Below are 18,532 nucleotides of genomic sequence, written 5' to 3'. Positions count from 1 at the left end.
CAGTAGCATGATGATTTATCTGAATTTTTCGGAAAAATGATTACCGAATCTTACGGTTTCAGTCATTTACGCTTAGCGGATTCGCTTATATACTCGTGGGTCTGCTATCAGCAAACAGACGGATTTCATGTATCAACCTGTCGCACTCTTTATAGGCTTACGTTACATGCGTGGGCGCGCCGCGGACCGCTTCGGTCGCTTTGTCTCCTGGCTTTCGACTATTGGCATTACGCTTGGCGTGATGGCACTGGTGACGGTGCTTTCCGTCATGAACGGCTTCGAGCGCGAGCTGCAAAACAATATCCTGGGGCTGATGCCGCAGGCCGTTCTCTCTTCCACTCAGGGGTCCGTTAACCCGCAACAGCTGCCGGAAAGCGCGGTGAAGTTACAGGGTGTCACGCGCGTTGCGCCGCTCACGACGGGCGATGTGGTGCTGCAAAGCGCCCGTAGCGTGGCGGTCGGGGTGATGCTGGGTATCGATCCGGCGCAAAAAGATCCGCTGACGCCGTTCCTGGTCAATGTGAAACAAACCGACCTGGAAGCGGGTAAATACAACGTCATCCTCGGCGAGCAGCTTGCCGGGCAGCTCGGGGTCAACCGTGGCGATCAGCTGCGCGTGATGGTGCCGTCAGCCAGTCAGTTTACGCCGATGGGGCGTCTGCCAAGCCAGCGCCTGTTCAACGTGATTGGCACGTTTGCGGCGAACAGCGAAGTTGATGGTTACCAGATGCTGGTGAACATTCAGGACGCCTCGCGTCTGATGCGCTACCCCGCGGGGAATATCACCGGCTGGCGTCTGTGGCTTGATGCGCCGCTGAAGGTGGATACCCTTAGCCAGCAGATGCTACCGGAAGGGACGAAATGGCAGGACTGGCGCGACCGGAAGGGCGAACTGTTCCAGGCCGTGCGCATGGAGAAAAACATGATGGGGCTGCTGCTGAGCCTGATCGTGGCCGTTGCCGCGTTTAATATCATCACCTCGCTCGGGCTGATGGTGATGGAGAAGCAAGGCGAAGTCGCCATTCTGCAAACTCAGGGGCTGACTCCGCGCCAGATCATGGCGGTATTTATGGTCCAGGGCGCCAGCGCTGGCATCATCGGCGCGCTGCTCGGCGCGGCGCTGGGGGCGCTGCTCGCCAGCCAGCTCAACAATCTCATGCCGATTATCGGCGCGCTGCTTGATGGCGCGGCGCTGCCGGTGGCAATCGAGCCGCTCCAGGTGGTCGGTATTGCGCTGGCCGCGATGGCCATTGCGCTGCTTTCTACGCTTTATCCTTCCTGGCGGGCTGCCGCCACTCAACCCGCTGAGGCTTTACGTTATGAATAAGATCCTGTTGCAGTGCGACAACCTGTCCAAACGCTATCAGGAAGGCACTGTGCAGACCGACGTGTTGCACAATGTGAGTTTTAGCGTGGGCGAAGGCGAGATGATGGCGATTGTCGGTAGCTCTGGCTCCGGTAAAAGTACGTTGCTGCACCTGCTTGGCGGGCTGGACACGCCAACCGAAGGCGATGTGATCTTCTCCGGGCAGCCGCTGAGTAAAATGTCGTCTACGGCGAAAGCCGAGCTGCGTAACCGCGAGCTGGGCTTTATCTATCAGTTCCACCATCTGCTGCCGGACTTTACGGCGCTGGAAAACGTCGCAATGCCGCTGCTGATTGGTAAAAAGAAACCCGCGGAAATTAATGCCCGCGCCAGCGACATGCTAAAAGCGGTAGGGCTGGGTCATCGCGGAAATCACCGTCCGTCTGAGCTTTCCGGCGGTGAGCGTCAGCGTGTGGCCATCGCCCGTGCGCTGGTCAACAACCCGCGCCTGGTGCTGGCGGATGAACCGACAGGTAACCTCGATGCGCGTAACGCAGACAGTATTTTCCAGCTTCTCGGCGAACTGAACGCCGCGCAGGGAACCGCGTTTCTGGTGGTCACCCACGATTTACAACTGGCTAAGCGGATGGGGCGTCAGCTGGAAATGCGCGACGGTCGTCTGAATGCTGAACTGACGCTGATGGGAGCGGAGTAATGGCTTCACCGTTATCGTTACTCATTGGGTTACGCTTTAGCCGCGGTCGTCGCCGGAGCGGGATGGTATCCCTTATCTCCGTGATCTCCACCATCGGTATCGCCCTGGGCGTGGCGGTGTTGATCGTGGGCTTAAGCGCCATGAACGGCTTTGAGCGTGAACTGAATAACCGCATTCTGGCCGTTGTCCCCCACGGTGAAATCGAGCCGGCTAACCAGCCGTGGTCCAACTGGCGTGATGCCCTTAACAAAGTGGAAAAGGTGCCCGGCATTGCGGCGGCTGCACCTTACATCAACTTTACCGGGCTGGTAGAGAGCGGGGTAAACCTGCGCGCCATTCAGGTGAAAGGGGTAAATCCTCGTCAGGAAGAGCGTCTGAGTGCGCTGCCGCGCTATGTGCAAAATGGCGCATGGGCAAACTTTAAGGCTGGCGAGCAGCAGATCATCATGGGCAAAGGCGTTGCCGATGCGCTGAAGGTGAAGCAGGGCGACTGGGTCTCGATCATGATCCCGAACGCCAGCGCTGATCACAAATTGCAGCAGCCTAAGCGCGTACGTCTGCACGTCACCGGTATTTTGCAGCTGAGCGGCCAGCTCGATCACAGCTTCGCGATGGTGCCGCTGGAAGATGCGCGCCAGTATCTGGATATGAGCGACAGCGTGACGGGCATTGCCATTAAGGTTAATGACGTCTTCAACGCCAATAAACTGGTGCGTGACGCTGGCAGCGTGACCAATAACTATGTCTACATCAAAAGCTGGATCGGCACTTACGGGTATATGTACCGTGATATCCAGATGATCCGCGCGATTATGTATCTGGCGATGGTGCTGGTGATTGGGGTGGCGTGTTTTAATATCGTCTCGACGCTGGTCATGGCCGTTAAGGATAAGAGCGGCGACATCGCCGTGCTGCGTACCTTAGGGGCGAAAGACGGTCTTATTCGCGCCATCTTCGTCTGGTACGGTTTGCTGGCGGGGCTGTTTGGCAGCCTTTGCGGTGTGGCGATCGGCGTGGTGGTTTCCCTTCAGCTGACGCCGATTATTAACGGAATTGAAGCGCTTATTGGCCATCAGTTCCTGTCAGGCGATATCTATTTTATTGACTTCCTGCCGTCTGAACTGCACTGGCTGGACGTTATTTATGTGCTGGTGACAGCACTTTTACTGAGTCTGCTGGCAAGCTGGTATCCGGCGCGTCGCGCAAGCCGAATTGATCCGGCGAGGGTATTAAGTGGCCAGTAATTTCGTCATGGTTTAGCGGTCTTTTGGCCGCTGAATCAAACAGAGGAATGCATCATGTATTACGGATTTGATATTGGCGGCACCAAGATTGCGCTCGGCGTGTTCGATAAAGACCTTAAGCTACAATGGGAAACCCGCGTACCCACGCCGCGCGAAAGCTACGATGAATTTTTAACCGCCATTGCCGCGCTGGTGGCGCAAGCGGATGAACGCTTTGGCGTCAAAGGCAGCGTCGGCATTGGTATTCCGGGTATGCCCGAAACCGACGATGGCACGCTGTATGCCGCCAACGTTCCTGCTGCCAGCGGCAAACCGCTGCGTGCCGATCTTTCTGCTCTCCTTGAGCGCGACGTGCGCTTAGACAACGATGCCAACTGTTTTGCTCTCTCAGAGGCCTGGGACGACGAGTTTCGTCGCTATCCGCTGGTTATGGGGCTGATCCTCGGAACCGGCGTGGGGGGCGGGATAGTCATTAACGGTAAGCCCATTACCGGGCGCAGCTACATTACCGGCGAATTTGGTCATATCCGTCTGCCGGTGGATGCGCTGGATGTTGTCGGACGTGATTTCCCGTTGATCCGCTGCGGTTGTGGTCAGCACGGCTGTATTGAGAGTTACCTTTCAGGCCGTGGGTTTGCATGGCTTTATGAACACTTCTATCATCAGAAACATGACGCCCCCCAAATCATTACCCTGTGGGAACAAGGGGATGCGCAGGCGCGAGAGCACGTTGAACGCTATCTCGACCTGCTGGCCGTGTGCCTGGGGAATATCCTGACCATCGTCGACCCGGATCTGCTGGTGATCGGGGGAGGGCTGTCAAATTTCACTGCGATTACGGAACAGTTGTCCGGGCGTCTGCCCCGACATTTATTGCCGGTCGCCCGCGTGCCGCGCATTGAGCGTGCGCGACACGGGGACGCAGGAGGCATGCGCGGAGCCGCATTCCTTCATCTCACCGATTAGTTTACGAGGTTATTATGCTGTCGCGTCGCCAGGGTCGACTCAGCCGTTTTCGCAAAAATAAACGCCGCTTACGTGAACGCCTGCGTCAGCGGATCTTTTTCAGAGACAGGATGATGCCAGAAGCGATGGATAAACCCAGAGTGGTGGTGTTGACCGGGGCGGGGATCTCCGCCGAATCCGGTATTCAGACCTTCCGCGCGGCGGACGGACTGTGGGAAGAACACCGAGTTGAAGATGTGGCGACGCCGGAAGGTTTCGCCCGCGACCCGGCGCTGGTGCAGGCGTTCTACAACGCCCGCCGTCGCCAGCTTCAGCAGCCGGAGATTGCACCGAATGCGGCGCACCTGGCGCTGGCAAAGCTGGAGGAAGCGCTGGGGGATCGTTTTCTGCTGGTCACGCAGAACATCGACAATCTTCACGAAAGGGCCGGAAACCACAACATCATTCACATGCACGGCGAACTGCTCAAGGTGCGGTGCGCATGGAGTGGTCAGGTGCTGGACTGGAAAGAGGACGTGCTGGACGAAGACCGCTGCCACTGCTGTCAGTTCCCTTCGCGTCTGCGTCCGCATGTGGTCTGGTTTGGCGAAATGCCGCTGGGAATGGATGAGATCTACAGCGCCCTGGCTATGGCGGACGTCTTTATCGCCATTGGTACCTCAGGACATGTCTATCCGGCGGCAGGATTTGTTCACGAAGCGCGACTGCAAGGTGCCCATACGGTGGAGCTTAATCTGGAGCCAAGCCAGGTCGGGAGCGAGTTTGAAGAGAAACATTACGGTCTGGCGAGCGAGGTGGTGCCAGCCTTTGTGGATAAACTCCTGAAGGGGCTGTAAGAGTAACGGGCGACATTGCGTCGCCCGTTACGCATTAACGGCCTGCTTTTAGCTTCTGATAATACTCTTCATACAGGCGGCTCGCGTCACCGACGTCGTTCTGCCATTCCCCTTTGCTGATGGTTTCAGCGTCCGGATAAAGCGATTTATCATTTGCCACTTCAGGGCTGAGCAGCTTCCGCGCGGCCAGGTTTGGCGTCGGGTAGCCGATGGTTTCCGCCACCTCTTTTGCCACATCCGGGCGCAGCAGGAAATTGATCAGCTTCAGGGCGCCCTCGACGTTTTTCGCATTCGCCGGGATCGCGAGGCTGTCCATCCAGAAGATGCCGCCCTCCTTCGGCCAGACCACCTCCAGCGGCGTCCCGGCCTGACGCGCCACAAACGCAGAGCCGTTCCAGACCATACCCAGATTCACTTCACCTTCCATATACGGGTTAGCCGGGTTATCCGAGTTGAACGCCGCCACGTTTGGCATCAGCTTTTTCAGTTCGTTATACGCCGCTTCGATCTCTTTCGGATCGGTGGTGTTACCGGAATAGCCGAGTTTACGCAGCGCAACCTGGAACACTTCGCGCGCATCGTCGGTTAACAGCAGGCTGCTTTTGTATTCCGGCTTCCACAGGTCAGCCCAGGATGAAACCGTTTTTGGATCAATGGCATCGCTGTTGACGCCAATTGCCGTCGCGCCCCAGATGTACGGAATGGAGTAGTCGTTGTTCGGGTCGAACGGCTTGTTTAGCATCTCAGGATCGAGGTTTGAAAAATTGGTTAGCTTCGTTTTGTCGATCTTCTGGATCATGCCTTCTTTGCGCATCTTGTCGACGAAATAGGTCGACGGCACCACCAGGTCATACGCGCCATCTTTATAGGTTTTGAGCTTGGCGTACATGGTTTCATTCGACTCGTAGGTCGAATAGATCACCTTGATGCCCGTCTCTTTGGTGAACTGCTCCAGCAGGCCCGGCGGCACATACTCGGTCCAGTTGTAGAAATAGAGCGTTTTGCTGTCATCAGCATGCGCGGCGCCCATTCCGAGCACCAGTGCCGCAGCGGCAAGCATTTTTTTCATTTCTGTGTCCCCTGAGATTTTGTTTTATCACGAGCAATAACCTGGCTGGCAATTACCAGAACCAGCGATAACACCAACAGAATAGTCGCCAGCGCGTTCACTTCGGGTGAAACACCGACTTTAACCATTGAGTAGATCTTCAACGGCAGAATTTCATAGCTCGGCCCGGTGACGAAGGAGGACACGACCACGTCGTCCATCGACAGGGTAAAGCTGAGCAGCCATCCTGCTGCCACGGCGGGCATCGCCAGCGGCAGAATGATTTTGCGCAGAATGGTCATCTCGCTCGCACCCAGATCTTTCGCCGCTTCCAGCATGCGTACGTCGAACCCTTTCAGACGCGCGTAGACGGTTACCACCACAAACGGCAGACAGAAGGTGATATGCGAGAACAGCAGCGACCAGAAACCGAGCTGGACGCCCAGCAGCATAAACAGCACCAGCAGTGAAATGGCCATCACGATATCCGGGGACATCATCACCACAAACAGCATGCCACTGACGAACGGCTTACCGCGAAAACGGTAGCGGTACAGCGCCACGGCGGTCAGCGAGCCAATCAGCGTCGCGAAGGTGGCAGAGAATACCGCCATCGTCAGCGAGTGCTGAGCGGCCTGTAACAGGCTGTCATTGTTCATCAGCAGGCCATACCATTTGGTGGTAAACCCTTGCCAGTTGATCCCGAAGCGTGAGCTGTTAAAGGAGTTCACGATCAAAATGATTATCGGAATATAGAGATACGCATAAATGGCGGTCATAAAACCGCCGCGAAGCAGTCGACCGATCATTCCAGCTCCACCTTCTTATTCAGCAGGCGTGATGCACGCCAATAAACCAGCAGCATCAGCCCCATCACCACCGTCAGCGTTATGCTGGTGGCCGAGCCGAACGGCCAGTCGCGGATATTCAGGAACTGGCTCTTAATCACGTTACCGATCAGCAGGTTTTTCGCCCCGCCCATCAGGTCCGATACGTAGAACAGGCCCATCGCAGGCAGCATGACCAGCAGACAGCCGGCGATAATACCCGGCATGGTCAGCGGAATAATGATGCGGACAAAGGTTTGTAACTTACTGGCGCCCAGGTCTTTCGCCGCTTCCAGCAGCGGTTTATCGAGCTTTTCAATGCTGGAGTAGAGCGGCATCACCATAAACGGCAGCAGGATATAGACCAGGCCGACAATCACCGCGCCCGGGGTGAACATGATGCGGATCGGCGTCTCGATCACCCCCAGCCACAGCAGAAACTCGTTCAGATAACCTTTGGTGCTGAGGAAGATTTTCAGCCCGTAGATGCGGATTAACGAGTTGGTCCAGAAGGGTACAATCAGTAAAAACAGCAGCAGCGGCCGTACTTTTTGCGGCAGGCGGGCCAGGAACCAGGCGAATGGATACCCCAGCACCAGACAGGCGAGGGTAGCAATCAGCGCCATATTGAGCGAGTGCAGCAGCACGTCAAAATAGAGCGGATCGAGCAGGCGCGCGTAGTTGTCCAGCGTAAAGACCATCGCGACGAAGTTCGCGTCGTCGCGGGTCAGGAAGCTGGTTACGATGATCATCAGGTTGGGTAGAAAGACAAACAACACAAGCCAACCGACGATCGTGGCAATCACCACATTCTGGAACTTACTTGTGTTCTTCATCAGCCAGTACAACCTCCCAGCTTTCTACCCAGTTGATGACCATTTTCTGATCCAGCGAGTGGTCGAAGTCCGGATCGTCCTCGTTAAAGAACTCGCTGACCATCACCATTTTACCGTTTTCCAGTTCCACAACGGATTCGAGGGTCATTCCCTTGTAGTTGCGTTCGCGAACGTAACCGATCAGACCTTCGACGTCAGCCGTGTCGTGGATCTCATCAACGCGGAGATCTTCCGGGCGCAGCAGGACGTTGAGCTTTTGCCCCTTCTCGACGGCAAAGTTGACGGTAATATTGCATTCGCGGCCTTCCACGTTCGCGCGAACGCGCTGCTCGTCCAGATGCTCGATCACCGTGGCGTTAAAGATATTGATTTCGCCAATAAAGCTAGCGACGAACAGGTTTTTCGGCTCTTCGTAAATTTCACGCGGGGTGCCATCCTGCTCAATCTTGCCGTCGCGCATCACCACGATACGGTCTGACATGGTCAGGGCTTCTTCCTGATCGTGCGTGACAAACACGAACGTGATGCCGAGCTTACGCTGAAGCGCTTTCAGCTCGTTCTGCATCTGCTTGCGCAGCTTGTAGTCCAGCGCGGAGAGGGATTCATCCAGCAGGAGCAGGCGAGGTTTGTTGACCACGGCGCGGGCAATGGCCACACGCTGCTGCTGACCACCGGAAAGTTGATGCGGCTTGCGCTGGGCGAACGCCTCCAGCTGTACCATGCGCAGGGCTTCGGTAACCCGAGGTGGGATCTCGCTGGCCGGTGTTTTTTGCATCCGCAGGCCAAACGCCACGTTCTCAAACACGGTCATGTGCGGGAACAGGGCATAGCTCTGAAAGACGGTATTGACGTGGCGATCTTCGGCTGGAACCTGGGTTATGTCCTGGTTCTCAAGATGGATATGGCCGTTATCGACGCTTTCCAGCCCGGCGATAAGGCGCAGGACGGTGGTTTTGCCGCAGCCGGAGGGGCCGAGCAGCGTGAGAAACTCACCGTCATTGATGGTCAGATTAAGGTCGGAAATGACATCTTTGCCATCGAAACTTTTACGAATTCGTTCCAGTTGCACCAGCGGTGAAAGGGAACGGGGTTGTGTATTCAATTTTCGCGCTGTCCCATATAGACGCCTCAGGCAGCAGACTGAAGCGGGGTTTGTGTGTAACCACCTTGGTGACTCGTAATGAGGGCGGACATTCTACGGCAAACCCATTGAATCGCCAATCCTTCTCACTTATTCATAAGCTACATTTATTAACGCACAACGATATAAACGTAAAAAGTTCTCGTTTGCGGGATAAAAGTGACCTGACGCAATATTTGCGTTTTGCTGCTTAATGATAATGTTGTCACAAAAAGTGAGGGTGACTGCATGGATAAACTACTTGAGCGTTTCTTACATTACGTTTCGCTGGATACCCAATCTAAGCCGGGGGTCCGACAGGTGCCAAGCACCGAAGGCCAGTGGAAGCTGCTAAATCTGCTGAAAGAGCAGCTGGAGGCCATGGGGCTGGTTGATGTCACGCTCAGCGAAAAAGGGACCGTGATGGGAACGCTGCCGGCGAATATTGACGGCGATATCCCGGCAATTGGCTTTATTTCTCATGTCGATACCTCACCTGATTTTAGCGGTAAACACGTAAACCCGCAGATTGTTGAAAACTATCGCGGCGGTGATATTGCGCTGGGCATTGGCGACGAAGTGCTGTCGCCGGTGATGTTCCCGGTACTGCATCAGCTGCTGGGGCAGACGTTAATCACCACTGACGGCAAAACCTTGCTGGGGGCCGATGACAAAGCGGGCATCGCCGAGATCATGACGGCGCTGGCGGTGCTGAAGGGCAAAAATATCCCACATGGCGATATCCGCGTGGCCTTCACGCCGGATGAAGAGGTTGGAAAAGGCGCGAAACACTTTGACGTTGAGGCGTTTAACGCGCAGTGGGCCTACACCGTCGACGGTGGCGGCGTGGGTGAACTGGAGTATGAAAACTTTAACGCGGCATCGGTGACGATCAAAATCGTTGGGAACAACGTGCACCCGGGGTCTGCGAAAGGGGTGATGGTGAATGCGCTGTCGCTGGCTGCGCGTATTCATGCGGAAGTGCCCGCCGAAGAGAGCCCGGAGATGACGGAAGGGTATGAGGGTTTTTATCATCTGACCAGCATCAAGGGGACCGTGGACAGCGCGCAGATGCACTATATTGTCCGCGATTTCGACCGCAAAGCCTTTGAAGCACGCAAACGTAAGATGATGGAGATCGCGAAAAAGGTCGGCAAGGGGCTACATCCGGATTGCTATATTGAACTCATCATCGAAGACAGCTATTACAATATGCGCGATAAGGTGATGGAGCATCCGCATATTCTTGATATCGCCCAGCAGGCGATGCGCGATTGTGACATCGAGCCGGTGATGAAACCGATCCGTGGCGGTACCGATGGTTCACAGCTGTCGTTTATGGGCCTGCCGTGCCCGAACCTGTTTACCGGTGGATATAACTACCACGGCAAGCATGAATTCGTGACGCTGGAAGGGATGGAGAAAGCGGTGCAGGTGATCGTGCGGATAGCGGAGTTAACCGCGAAGCGGTAATGTTTTATGCCGGGTGGCGGCTACGCCTTACCCGGCCTACGGGTGCAATATGTAGGCCGGGTAAGGCGTAGCCGCCACCCGGCACATGAACAGGGAGTTCAAATGTCAAACTACCGCCGCCACTACATCCCCGGTGGGACCTGGTTTTTCACCGTCAATCTGCAAAACCGCCAGAGCGATTTACTTACTCGCCACATCGACAGCCTGCGTTCCGCTACCGCCACGGTTAAGCGTGCGAAGCCCTTTACCATTAACGCCTGGGTTATCCTGCCTGAACATATGCACTGTATCTGGACCCTGCCGGAAGGAGACAGTGACTTTTCAGCGCGCTGGCGCGACATCAAAAAAACGTTTAGCCGCAACATTGAAATGCGCCACGTCTGGCAACCGCGTTTCTGGGAGCACACTATTCGCAATGAGCAGGATTATCGGCGGCATATGGATTACGTCTACATCAATCCGCTGAAGCATGGCTATGTCGGGAAAGTCGTCGACTGGCCATATTCAACGTTTCATCGGGACGTGCGGTAAGGGTTATATCCGGCAGACTGGGCGGGTGAGATTGAGGATTTTGCGGCGGGGGAGCGGAAGTAAAACAAAGCCGGGTGGCGGCTACGCCTTACCCGGCCTACATTTCGATCGTAGGCCCGGTAAGCGCAGCGTCACCGGGCATTAAAGCGGCTCAGTCCTCAAAAAACCAGTACCCGCTGTTCACCAGCGCGGCCAGCATGGCGAGGAAGGAGGGATCGTCCAGCGCGTCGCCGAAGGTATCCGCAGTCAGCACCATATGGCTGGCAATCGCTTCCAGCGCCGGGCGATGCGGAGAGTCCAGGCGCTCGCCGTTGACGAATACCTCTTCGCCAATGCGCAGTACGCGTAATCCGCCCAGACGAACCAGCTTATCGCCCTGCTGGAGCGCATCATAAATTTCATCTGCCTGATAAGGCGGCTCTGGCGGTGCGACGTCCAGTTCGTGACGCGACTGGCTGATAAACTCGCCAAACCACTGTCTGAAGTGCTCCGGTTCGTTGATCAGATCCAGCATCATCCCGCGCAGCTTATCCAGCTCCTCTGGCAGAATATCCGCCGGGTGCTCACGCGCCGGAACGTCCGGATCGCTGTAACGGTAGCTGCCCAGCTCACGCTGTAAAACATAGTCAGCAAATCCGCTGATCATCTCGCGCCCGCTTGGCGCGCGGAAACCAACCGAATAGTTCAGCGAGTTCTCCAGGGAATAACCTTCATGCGGGAAGCCCGGTGGGATATAAAGAATGTCACCTGGTTCCAGCTCTTCATCAATGATCCCTTCAAACGGATCAACCTGAAGCAGATCCGGGTGCGGGCAGTGCTGCTTCATTGGCACTTTTTCGCCCACGCGCCAGCGACGGCGACCGGTACCCTGAATGATAAACACGTCGTACTGATCCAGATGCGGACCCACGCCGCCACCGGGAACGGAGAAGGATATCATCAGATCGTCCATTCGCCAGTCTGGCAGGGCGCGGAAGGGACGCATTAAGGCTGCGGTGGGTTCGTGCCAGTTGTTGACCGCCTGCACCAGTAAAGACCAGTTGTTTTCGCCCAGGTGATCGTAGCTTTCAAAGGGACCGTGGCTGACCTGCCATTTCCCGTCCTGGTGGCTCACCAGACGGCTGTCTACCTCGTTTTCCATCGCCAGACCAGCGAGTTCGTCAGGAGAAATAGGGTCGATAAAATTGCTGATCCCGCGTTTAAGAACGACCGGGCGTTTTTGCCAGTAACGTTCAATAAATTCGGGCCAGTTAAGCGTTAATTGATAATCCATATTTTTGTATTCCGCAGGCTCTTACTGAGACGGATTATAACGGAAGCACCGCCCCCTGACTGCGAGATCCGCGTATTTTTCACATTTCGGGTCAACTATCGTTCGATACGGGATGCTGGCGGCCAAAAATGACTTCCATACGGGCACCGCCCAGCAAACTTTCACCGGTTTCAATCTTGCCCTCGTACTGATCGACGATTTCCCTGGCAACGGATAATCCGACGCCCTGGCCTGGCCGCAGCGTATCGGCGCGCTGGCCGCGATCGAACACCACTTCGCGTTTATTACGGGGAATGCCAGGACCATCATCCTCAACGATAATATGCAGTTCGTTATCCGTTACCCGCGCGGACACCTCGACAAACTCCAGACAATATTTGCAGGCGTTATCGAGCAGGTTTCCCATCACTTCCATAAAGTCATTTTTCTCACCGACAAAGCTAATTTCCGGTGAGATATCCAGACTGATGTTGACCCCTTTACGCTGGTACACCTTGTTCAGCGCAGAGGTGAGGTTATCCAGCAGCGGGGCTACCGGGTGCAGTTCACGGCTCAACAGGGCGCTTCCGGAACGCATGCTCGCGCGGTGCAGGTAATAGCCGATCTGCTGTGAAATACGGCTGATTTGTTCCAGCATCACCGGCTCGGCGTCATCCACGCTCATTTTCGAACTGCGCATGGAACGCAGGGTACTCTGCATCACGGCCAGCGGGGTTTTCAGGCTGTGCGTAAGGTCGGTGAGCGTCGTGCGATACTTGTCGTAGCGTTCACGTTCGCTTTTCAGCAGGCGGTTGAGGTTGCGCACCAGGCTGGTCAGCTCACGCGTGGTCTCCGGGTTTAGCTTCTCGCGGTGATGTTCCTCCAGCTCGCGCACCTCTTTGGCAAGGGATTCAATCGGGCGGAGGCTCCACCACGCAGCAACCCACAGGAGAGGGATCACCAGCAGCAGGTTGGCAGCCAGAACATACACAAACCAGTTCCAGACCATATACGAGCGTTTCAGCTCAACCGGTATGGTATCGATCACCACAATGGTTAACTGCGGCATGTTCAGGGTGGCGGGGTAAAGGTTGATGGCCACAGAGTGGGTCATCTCCGTGTCGTCATCTTCGGCCCGGATCTCATTAAGCTTGATCTGTAAGGCGCGATCGTCACGCAGCAGGCTGCTGGTGGAGTTGAGGTCGGCTTCTATTTCATGAAAACCGTTGGTTTTCAGCCATTCCGGACGGATGCGCTTTTTCAACCACGGGACATCGCGCTGGGCCCACAGCAATTTCCCTTTTTCATCATAGATCAGCGCCAGCGTCGGGCTCTGCTGATTCAGGTTTTCCGGCATCTCGACGGTGATTCGGTTGTTCTCCCACTTCGCCAGGGTATAAAACAGGTTACTTTCGCCGCGAAGCAGGCGGAAGGTGGTTTTATCGAAGCTCACGCTATAACCGACCAACGCCACCATCCCGTAAGAGAGCGACAGCACCAGCACGACGGCGGCGGTTGCCAGCAAAAAGCGAACCCGCAGCGAAAGGGGTAAAATGTGGCGCAATATCCCTTTCATTTAGCGTAATTCGAACAGGTAGCCCTGACCACGCACGGTGGTGATCACGTCATGCGGGTACTGCGCCTGAATTTTTTTACGCAGGCGACCCATCAGTACGTCAATGGTGTGGCTTTCGCGCAGCTCGGCATCCGGATAGAGCTGAAGCATCAGGGAATCTTTGCTCACCACTTTACCGTTGTTACGGATCAGCGTTTCCATGATGGTGTATTCGAATGCGGTCAGCTTGATCACTTCATCATTAATAGAAAATTCGCGGCGAGAGAGGTCCACCTGGAACGGCGGCAGAGAGATAACCTGTGACGCCAGCCCGCTGTTGCGGCGCAGCAGCGCCTGCATACGCGCAGCGACTTCTTCAATATGGAAGGGTTTGGTCACGTAGTCATCCGCGCCAGCGCTCAGGACTTCAACCTTGTCCTGCCAGCCTTCGCGGGCAGTCAGCACCAGCACCGGCAGGGAAACGTCATGGCTACGCCAGCGGCGGATAAGGGACAATCCGTCTTCATCCGGCAGCCCTAAATCGACAATGGCGATGTCCGGCAGGTGTTCATTGAGATAATAATCGGCCTCTTTTGCGTCTTCAGCATCATCCACCTGATGACCCATCTCCTGAAGTTGAACTTTCAGGTGATGACGTAGCAATGCGTTATCCTCAACAACCAGTACGCGCATCATCACTTCTCCCTTTATAAATGGTATGAATAGTTTAACGCTGATTATTCAGGTTGACACCAGCGCAATGAAATTAAATGATTTTTTCATGCTCCCGAACACAGGGGGGGATGACGCCAGGCACCTGATTATTAAGTATGTTGACCTGAGCCTGGTTCATATCACCCACCCAACTCACGTAAGCCTCATGCGCCCCCAGCAGGCGCGGGTAATATAAACTGACTTGTTTTCGCAAGCTTTCGCAATCCCGATAAAACAGCCATCCGTTTATGAACTGTTGAAGGCGAGTCGCTTTTTGGACAGCACGGGCACGCCAGTTTTGTAAATATTGCCCTTTTTTTTGTAAGGATGTTCTCACTATGCCTGGCTTTGTCTACGCTTATTTTATGGTGCGAAATTAGATTTGCATAAGATGTGCCAGAAAAGCAGCATTTTTACACAACAAAACAGCAATATAGCGAGTAAAGAGGACTTTATGGAATGGAAGGTTGTTGAGACTATTGCGAGCCCGGAAAGCGGAACCATCTTTTGCAAAGTTGAAACACAGTATGGCCTGAATTATATCCTGTGGTTAAAGGGAGATTATTACGTTCGTACAGGTGAAATCATCACCACTTCAAACCAGGGGATCCTGATTAACGATCGGCGGCGTAGAGTATGGATAGCGCAGGCAATGCCCTTTACATCAATAGGCTGGATGGGGTTCAAACAGAAAAACGCGTGTCCAGGCAACCGACAGGAGATGGATCGCCTGTGCACGGCTGAAACCCCGTGCCAGTTCAAACTGTGCCCGTTCGGCTTAAAACGGTATATTCCGGAAAGTTATTCCACGGCAAAAAATAACAATCAGCCTGACGGCAGGCTCTAATCCCGGCAAAACAGATAATGTGACGTGAAATGTCGGCTCGATGATGAAAAGCAGCCCCCTTTCCGGGTGGAAAGGGGGAAGGGCGATTACTTCAGCTCGTCAACCATAGCGATGGCACGGCCAATATAGTTTGCCGGGGTCATCTCTTTCAGGCGCGCTTTTTCTTCTTCTGGCAGCGCCAGACCGTCGATAAACTGTTTCATACCTTCAGCATCAACGCGTTTACCGCGGGTCAGCTCTTTGAGTTTCTCGTACGGTTTTTCGATGCCGTAACGACGCATCACGGTCTGAATCGGCTCCGCCAGCACTTCCCAGTTGTGATCCAGCTCGTCCAGCAGACGGTCGCGGTTAACTTCCAGTTTGCTCACACCTTTCAGGGTGGACTGGTAGGCGATCAGCGCGTAGCCAATACCTACGCCCAGGTTACGCAGCACCGTGGAGTCAGTCAGGTCGCGCTGCCAGCGGGATACCGGCAGCTTGCTCGCCATATGCTGCAACACGGCATTCGCCAGACCCAGGTTACCTTCGGAGTTTTCGAAGTCGATTGGGTTCACTTTGTGCGGCATGGTGGACGAACCGATTTCCCCGGCGATGGTCTTCTGCTTGAAGTGGTTCAGGGCGATGTAACCCCATACGTCACGATCGAAGTCGATCAGGATGGTGTTGAAGCGCGCAATGCAGTCAAACAGCTCGGCGATGTAGTCGTGCGGCTCAATCTGGGTGGTGTACGGGTTCCACTGGATCCCCAGAGAGGTCACAAACTCTTCGCTGAACTGGTGCCAGTCCACTTCCGGGTACGCGGCGATGTGGGCGTTGTAGTTACCCACCGCGCCGTTGATTTTGCCGAGGATCTCAACCTGCTCCAGCTGACGATACTGGCGTTCCATGCGGTACGCCACGTTCGCCATCTCTTTACCCATGGTGGATGGGGTTGCTGGCTGGCCGTGAGTACGGGACAGCAGCGGAATGTCGCGGTATTCCACGGACAGCGCTTTCACCGCATCAATGATTTTACGCCAGTAAGGGAGTACTACCTCTTTCCGCGCGGTAGAGAGCATCAGCGCGTGAGACAGGTTGTTAATATCTTCAGACGTACAGGCGAAGTGAATAAATTCAGATACCGCGTGCAGGGCAGGGACGCTTGCCACTTTCTCTTTCAGGAAGTATTCAACCGCTTTCACGTCGTGGTTGGTGGTGCGTTCGATGGTTTTAATGCGCGCGGCATCTTCTTCGCTGAACTCAGCAACGATTTTATCAAGGTAATCGTTTGCCTTTGCGTCAAAAGCAGGAACTTCCTTGATTGCTGTCTGGGCGGCCAGCTTTTGCAGCCAGCGTACTTCAACCTGAACACGGAACTTCAGCAGGCCATATTCGCTGAAGATCCCGCGCAGCGCGCTGACTTTATCGCCGTAGCGTCCATCGACAGGGGATACGGCGGTCAGTGAGGATAATTCCATAATTCGCAACTCCGGGAGGTTAACAATGAGCAAGAATTTGTTTTGCCTGAGTCGTCAGGCGATGACGAGAAAACATTAACTGTAGGCGGCCACCGCCGACCTGTTGCCACAGCACGGCGGCACGGATGCCTGCCAGCAGCGAAGCGCGTACCTTCGCCTGTACCTGTGGGCTTTGCAATACGGCAGGCGAACCGGTGACCTGAATACGCGGGCCGAGCGGGCTAATCACGTCAACGTAGATACCGGCCATCGCGCTGAGCAGGGTCTCAGACTGGAGGTCAAAGTGGTCGAGCTGGCGCTGTAGCCCGGCGATGCGGTCGCCCAGGGTATTCATTGCGCCTTTTGCCGCATTAAGCTTACGTTCCAGCACCATCAGGCTTAAGGTGTAGCGGGTCAGTTCCGCGTTCAACCCCTGACGGTTGCTGGCGTTGAGCACGCCGAGCAGAGTTTCAAGACCGAGACGAAGATTGGTTTCACTGCCGCCAAAGACGCCCAGCGTGGAGCCTGGGTTAAGATCGATAACGCTGTTGAGTGAAACGTGCAGGGCATCAGCGTCGCAATGACCCTGATGCGCCAGCTGTTGCACCAGACGGGCTGACTGGCAAATTCCCGCCAGCGCCAGGGTGATGTCATAATAGTTCTTCGCCACACGGTCTCCTTTATGTGTGCAAACGGTTTAAACAGCAGGCAGCGGCAGGCGCTGTTCAATGATCCCACCGCCGAGGCAAATTTCGCCGCGGTAGAAAACAGCAGACTGGCCAGGGGTAACGGCGGAAACCGGCTCGTCGAAACGCACGTCAATGCGATCGTCATCCAGTGCGGTTACGGTGCAAGGGATGTCCGTCTGGCGGTAGCGCGTTTTCACTGTGCAGCGCAGCGTGCCTTTCAGCGGCTCGCGATCGACCCAGTGCAGCTGTTGCGCGATCAGTCCAACGGACATCAGGCGCGGGTGGTCGTGACCCTGAGCCACAACCAGAATATTGTTTTCGACGTCTTTGTCGACCACGTACCACGGATCTTCGCTGCCCTCTTTGGTGCCGCCGATACCCAGACCTTTACGCTGGCCGAGAGTGTGGTACATCAGCCCCTGGTGCTGACCAATCTCATCACCGTCAACGGTGACGATTTTGCCCGGCTGTGCAGGCAGGTAGCGCCCCAGGAACTCGCGGAATTTACGCTCGCCGATAAAACAGATACCGGTGGAGTCTTTTTTCTTCGCGGTGATCAGATCCAGATCTTCAGCAATCTTACGCACTTCCGGCTTTTCCAGCTCGCCGACCGGGAACAGGCTCTGGGCAATCTGTTCGTGGCTCAGCGTATAGAGGAAGTAGCTCTGATCTTTGTTGCCGTCCAGGCCGCGCAGCAGCTGGCTTTTGCCATTTACATCCGCGCGACGCACGTAGTGGCCGGTCGCAATGTAGTCTGCGCCCAGGTCTTCCGCGGCGAATTCCAGGAAGGCTTTGAATTTGATCTCTTTGTTGCACAGGATATCCGGGTTTGGCGTGCGGCCCGCTTTGTACTCTTCGAGGAAGAGTTCAAAAACGTTGTCCCAGTATTCTGCGGCAAAGTTAACGGTGTGCAGTTCGATGCCGAGCTTATCGCACACGGCCTGCGCATCGGCGAGATCCGCAGCGGCAGTGCAGTATTCCTCGCCATCGTCTTCCTCCCAGTTCTTCATGAACAGGCCCTCCACCTTATAGCCCTGTTGCTGCAACAGGTAGGCGGAAACGGAGGAATCGACACCGCCGGACATGCCGACGATTACTTTTTTCTGGCTGTTATCTGACATGGAATACTCACGACAT

Annotated in this window: 17 protein-coding genes and 1 pseudogene; 8 read left to right on the top strand and 10 right to left on the bottom strand. The window is 55.3% G+C overall.

What is annotated here, in order from left to right:
- Positions 1–127 precede the first annotated feature (127 nt).
- Genes lolC through cobB form a run of 5 tightly spaced genes read left to right on the top strand, consistent with a single transcriptional unit; the run spans position 128 to position 5,067 of the window.
- Positions 128–1,327 carry a lipoprotein-releasing ABC transporter permease subunit LolC gene (gene lolC, locus O1722_RS14290; protein ID WP_033487228.1) on the top strand — a complete coding sequence of 400 codons (1,200 nt, stop codon included), beginning with the start codon at positions 128–130 and terminating at the stop codon, positions 1,325–1,327.
- Complete coding sequence (gene lolD / locus O1722_RS14285; protein ID WP_015570809.1) at positions 1,320–2,021, top strand: lipoprotein-releasing ABC transporter ATP-binding protein LolD; 702 nt, start codon at positions 1,320–1,322, stop codon at positions 2,019–2,021. The genes lolC and lolD overlap by 8 nt, the downstream gene beginning before the upstream one ends.
- On the top strand, positions 2,021–3,265 hold the full coding sequence (lolE, locus tag O1722_RS14280; RefSeq protein ID WP_032619921.1) for a lipoprotein-releasing ABC transporter permease subunit LolE: 1,245 nt from the start codon (positions 2,021–2,023) through the stop codon (positions 3,263–3,265). Before lolD ends, lolE begins: the two co-directional genes overlap by 1 nt.
- A 54-nt stretch (positions 3,266–3,319) precedes the next feature.
- A complete protein-coding gene (gene nagK / locus O1722_RS14275) occupies positions 3,320–4,231 on the top strand; it encodes an N-acetylglucosamine kinase (protein WP_032670943.1) in 912 nt (303 codons plus the stop codon).
- A 14-nt stretch (positions 4,232–4,245) separates the two neighbouring features.
- On the top strand, positions 4,246–5,067 hold the full coding sequence (gene cobB / locus O1722_RS14270; RefSeq protein WP_006809226.1) for a Sir2 family NAD+-dependent deacetylase: 822 nt from the start codon (positions 4,246–4,248) through the stop codon (positions 5,065–5,067).
- 34 nt (positions 5,068–5,101) lie between these two features.
- Here the strand turns inward: cobB and potD are convergent, their stop codons facing one another.
- From potD to potA, 4 genes are read right to left on the bottom strand one after another with little or no spacing between them, the layout of a single operon-like run.
- On the bottom strand, positions 5,102–6,136 hold the full coding sequence (gene potD / locus O1722_RS14265) for a spermidine/putrescine ABC transporter substrate-binding protein PotD (RefSeq protein ID WP_015570806.1): 1,035 nt from the start codon (positions 6,134–6,136) through the stop codon (positions 5,102–5,104).
- Positions 6,133–6,924, bottom strand: a complete 792-nt coding sequence (potC, locus tag O1722_RS14260; RefSeq protein ID WP_015570805.1) for a spermidine/putrescine ABC transporter permease PotC — start codon at positions 6,922–6,924, stop codon at positions 6,133–6,135. The genes potD and potC overlap by 4 nt, the downstream gene beginning before the upstream one ends.
- Complete coding sequence (gene potB / locus O1722_RS14255; RefSeq protein ID WP_017693625.1) at positions 6,921–7,778, bottom strand: spermidine/putrescine ABC transporter permease PotB; 858 nt, start codon at positions 7,776–7,778, stop codon at positions 6,921–6,923. Before potB ends, potC begins: the two co-directional genes overlap by 4 nt.
- Positions 7,762–8,910, bottom strand: a complete 1,149-nt coding sequence (potA, locus tag O1722_RS14250) for a spermidine/putrescine ABC transporter ATP-binding protein PotA (RefSeq protein WP_165505914.1) — start codon at positions 8,908–8,910, stop codon at positions 7,762–7,764. The genes potB and potA overlap by 17 nt, the downstream gene beginning before the upstream one ends.
- A 237-nt stretch (positions 8,911–9,147) precedes the next feature.
- Here potA and pepT point away from each other — a divergent pair, with 237 nt between their 5' ends.
- Together pepT and O1722_RS14240 are read left to right on the top strand one after the other, a co-directional pair.
- Positions 9,148–10,371 carry a peptidase T gene (gene pepT, locus O1722_RS14245; RefSeq protein WP_006809220.1) on the top strand — a complete coding sequence of 408 codons (1,224 nt, stop codon included), beginning with the start codon at positions 9,148–9,150 and terminating at the stop codon, positions 10,369–10,371.
- A gap of 102 nt (positions 10,372–10,473) precedes the next feature.
- Positions 10,474–10,899 (top strand): annotated as a pseudogene (locus tag O1722_RS14240) (REP-associated tyrosine transposase); the annotation flags it as partial.
- A 154-nt stretch (positions 10,900–11,053) separates the two neighbouring features.
- Here O1722_RS14240 and O1722_RS14235 read toward each other — a convergent pair.
- The 3 genes from O1722_RS14235 to phoP all read right to left on the bottom strand — a co-directional run bounded on the left by O1722_RS14235 (position 11,054) and on the right by phoP (position 14,402).
- Entirely contained in the window at positions 11,054–12,175 is a 1,122-nt protein-coding gene (locus O1722_RS14235; protein ID WP_017384706.1) for a ribosomal protein uL16 3-hydroxylase, read from the bottom strand.
- A gap of 91 nt (positions 12,176–12,266) precedes the next feature.
- Positions 12,267–13,730 carry a two-component system sensor histidine kinase PhoQ gene (phoQ, locus tag O1722_RS14230; protein ID WP_015570801.1) on the bottom strand — a complete coding sequence of 488 codons (1,464 nt, stop codon included), beginning with the start codon at positions 13,728–13,730 and terminating at the stop codon, positions 12,267–12,269.
- A complete protein-coding gene (gene phoP, locus O1722_RS14225; RefSeq protein ID WP_026094318.1) occupies positions 13,731–14,402 on the bottom strand; it encodes a two-component system response regulator PhoP in 672 nt (223 codons plus the stop codon).
- 412 nt (positions 14,403–14,814) lie between these two features.
- On the opposite strand from phoP, the gene O1722_RS14220 reads away from it, so the two are divergent.
- Entirely contained in the window at positions 14,815–15,270 is a 456-nt protein-coding gene (locus O1722_RS14220; RefSeq protein WP_032653230.1) for an anti-adapter protein IraM, read from the top strand.
- Between the two features lie 86 nt (positions 15,271–15,356).
- Here O1722_RS14220 and purB read toward each other — a convergent pair whose 3' ends face one another.
- Genes purB through mnmA form a run of 3 tightly spaced genes read right to left on the bottom strand, consistent with a single transcriptional unit; the run spans position 15,357 to position 18,516 of the window.
- The gene (gene purB, locus O1722_RS14215) at positions 15,357–16,727 is read right to left on the bottom strand and encodes an adenylosuccinate lyase (RefSeq protein WP_017693620.1); all 1,371 of its coding nucleotides are present in this window, start codon (positions 16,725–16,727) and stop codon (positions 15,357–15,359) included.
- Positions 16,728–16,746: 19 nt separating this feature from the next.
- On the bottom strand, positions 16,747–17,376 hold the full coding sequence (hflD, locus tag O1722_RS14210) for a high frequency lysogenization protein HflD (protein ID WP_006809213.1): 630 nt from the start codon (positions 17,374–17,376) through the stop codon (positions 16,747–16,749).
- 27 nt (positions 17,377–17,403) lie between these two features.
- Entirely contained in the window at positions 17,404–18,516 is a 1,113-nt protein-coding gene (gene mnmA / locus O1722_RS14205; protein WP_032667904.1) for a tRNA 2-thiouridine(34) synthase MnmA, read from the bottom strand.
- Between the last annotated feature and the right edge of the window lie 16 nt (positions 18,517–18,532).

The sequence above is a fragment of the Enterobacter cloacae complex sp. HYC003_NIDB genome (assembly GCF_056673375.1).
This window is presented reverse-complemented; position numbering and strand designations above follow the sequence as displayed.

Bases quoted from the DNA above. Each gene is read 5' to 3' on its own strand.
- potC (WP_015570805.1), bottom strand. From the start codon at position 6,924: ATGATCGGTCGACTGCTTCGCGGCGGTTTTATGACCGCCATTTATGCG.
- phoP (WP_026094318.1), bottom strand. From the start codon at position 14,402: ATGCGCGTACTGGTTGTTGAGGATAACGCATTGCTACGTCATCACCTG.
- phoQ (WP_015570801.1), bottom strand. From the start codon at position 13,730: ATGAAAGGGATATTGCGCCACATTTTACCCCTTTCGCTGCGGGTTCGC.
- potD (WP_015570806.1), bottom strand. From the start codon at position 6,136: ATGAAAAAAATGCTTGCCGCTGCGGCACTGGTGCTCGGAATGGGCGCC.
- lolC (WP_033487228.1), top strand. From the start codon at position 128: ATGTATCAACCTGTCGCACTCTTTATAGGCTTACGTTACATGCGTGGG.
- lolE (WP_032619921.1), top strand. From the start codon at position 2,021: ATGGCTTCACCGTTATCGTTACTCATTGGGTTACGCTTTAGCCGCGGT.
- O1722_RS14235 (WP_017384706.1), bottom strand. From the start codon at position 12,175: ATGGATTATCAATTAACGCTTAACTGGCCCGAATTTATTGAACGTTAC.
- lolD (WP_015570809.1), top strand. From the start codon at position 1,320: ATGAATAAGATCCTGTTGCAGTGCGACAACCTGTCCAAACGCTATCAG.
- O1722_RS14220 (WP_032653230.1), top strand. From the start codon at position 14,815: ATGTGCCAGAAAAGCAGCATTTTTACACAACAAAACAGCAATATAGCG.
- mnmA (WP_032667904.1), bottom strand. From the start codon at position 18,516: ATGTCAGATAACAGCCAGAAAAAAGTAATCGTCGGCATGTCCGGCGGT.
- nagK (WP_032670943.1), top strand. From the start codon at position 3,320: ATGTATTACGGATTTGATATTGGCGGCACCAAGATTGCGCTCGGCGTG.
- cobB (WP_006809226.1), top strand. From the start codon at position 4,246: ATGCTGTCGCGTCGCCAGGGTCGACTCAGCCGTTTTCGCAAAAATAAA.
- potB (WP_017693625.1), bottom strand. From the start codon at position 7,778: ATGAAGAACACAAGTAAGTTCCAGAATGTGGTGATTGCCACGATCGTC.
- purB (WP_017693620.1), bottom strand. From the start codon at position 16,727: ATGGAATTATCCTCACTGACCGCCGTATCCCCTGTCGATGGACGCTAC.
- pepT (WP_006809220.1), top strand. From the start codon at position 9,148: ATGGATAAACTACTTGAGCGTTTCTTACATTACGTTTCGCTGGATACC.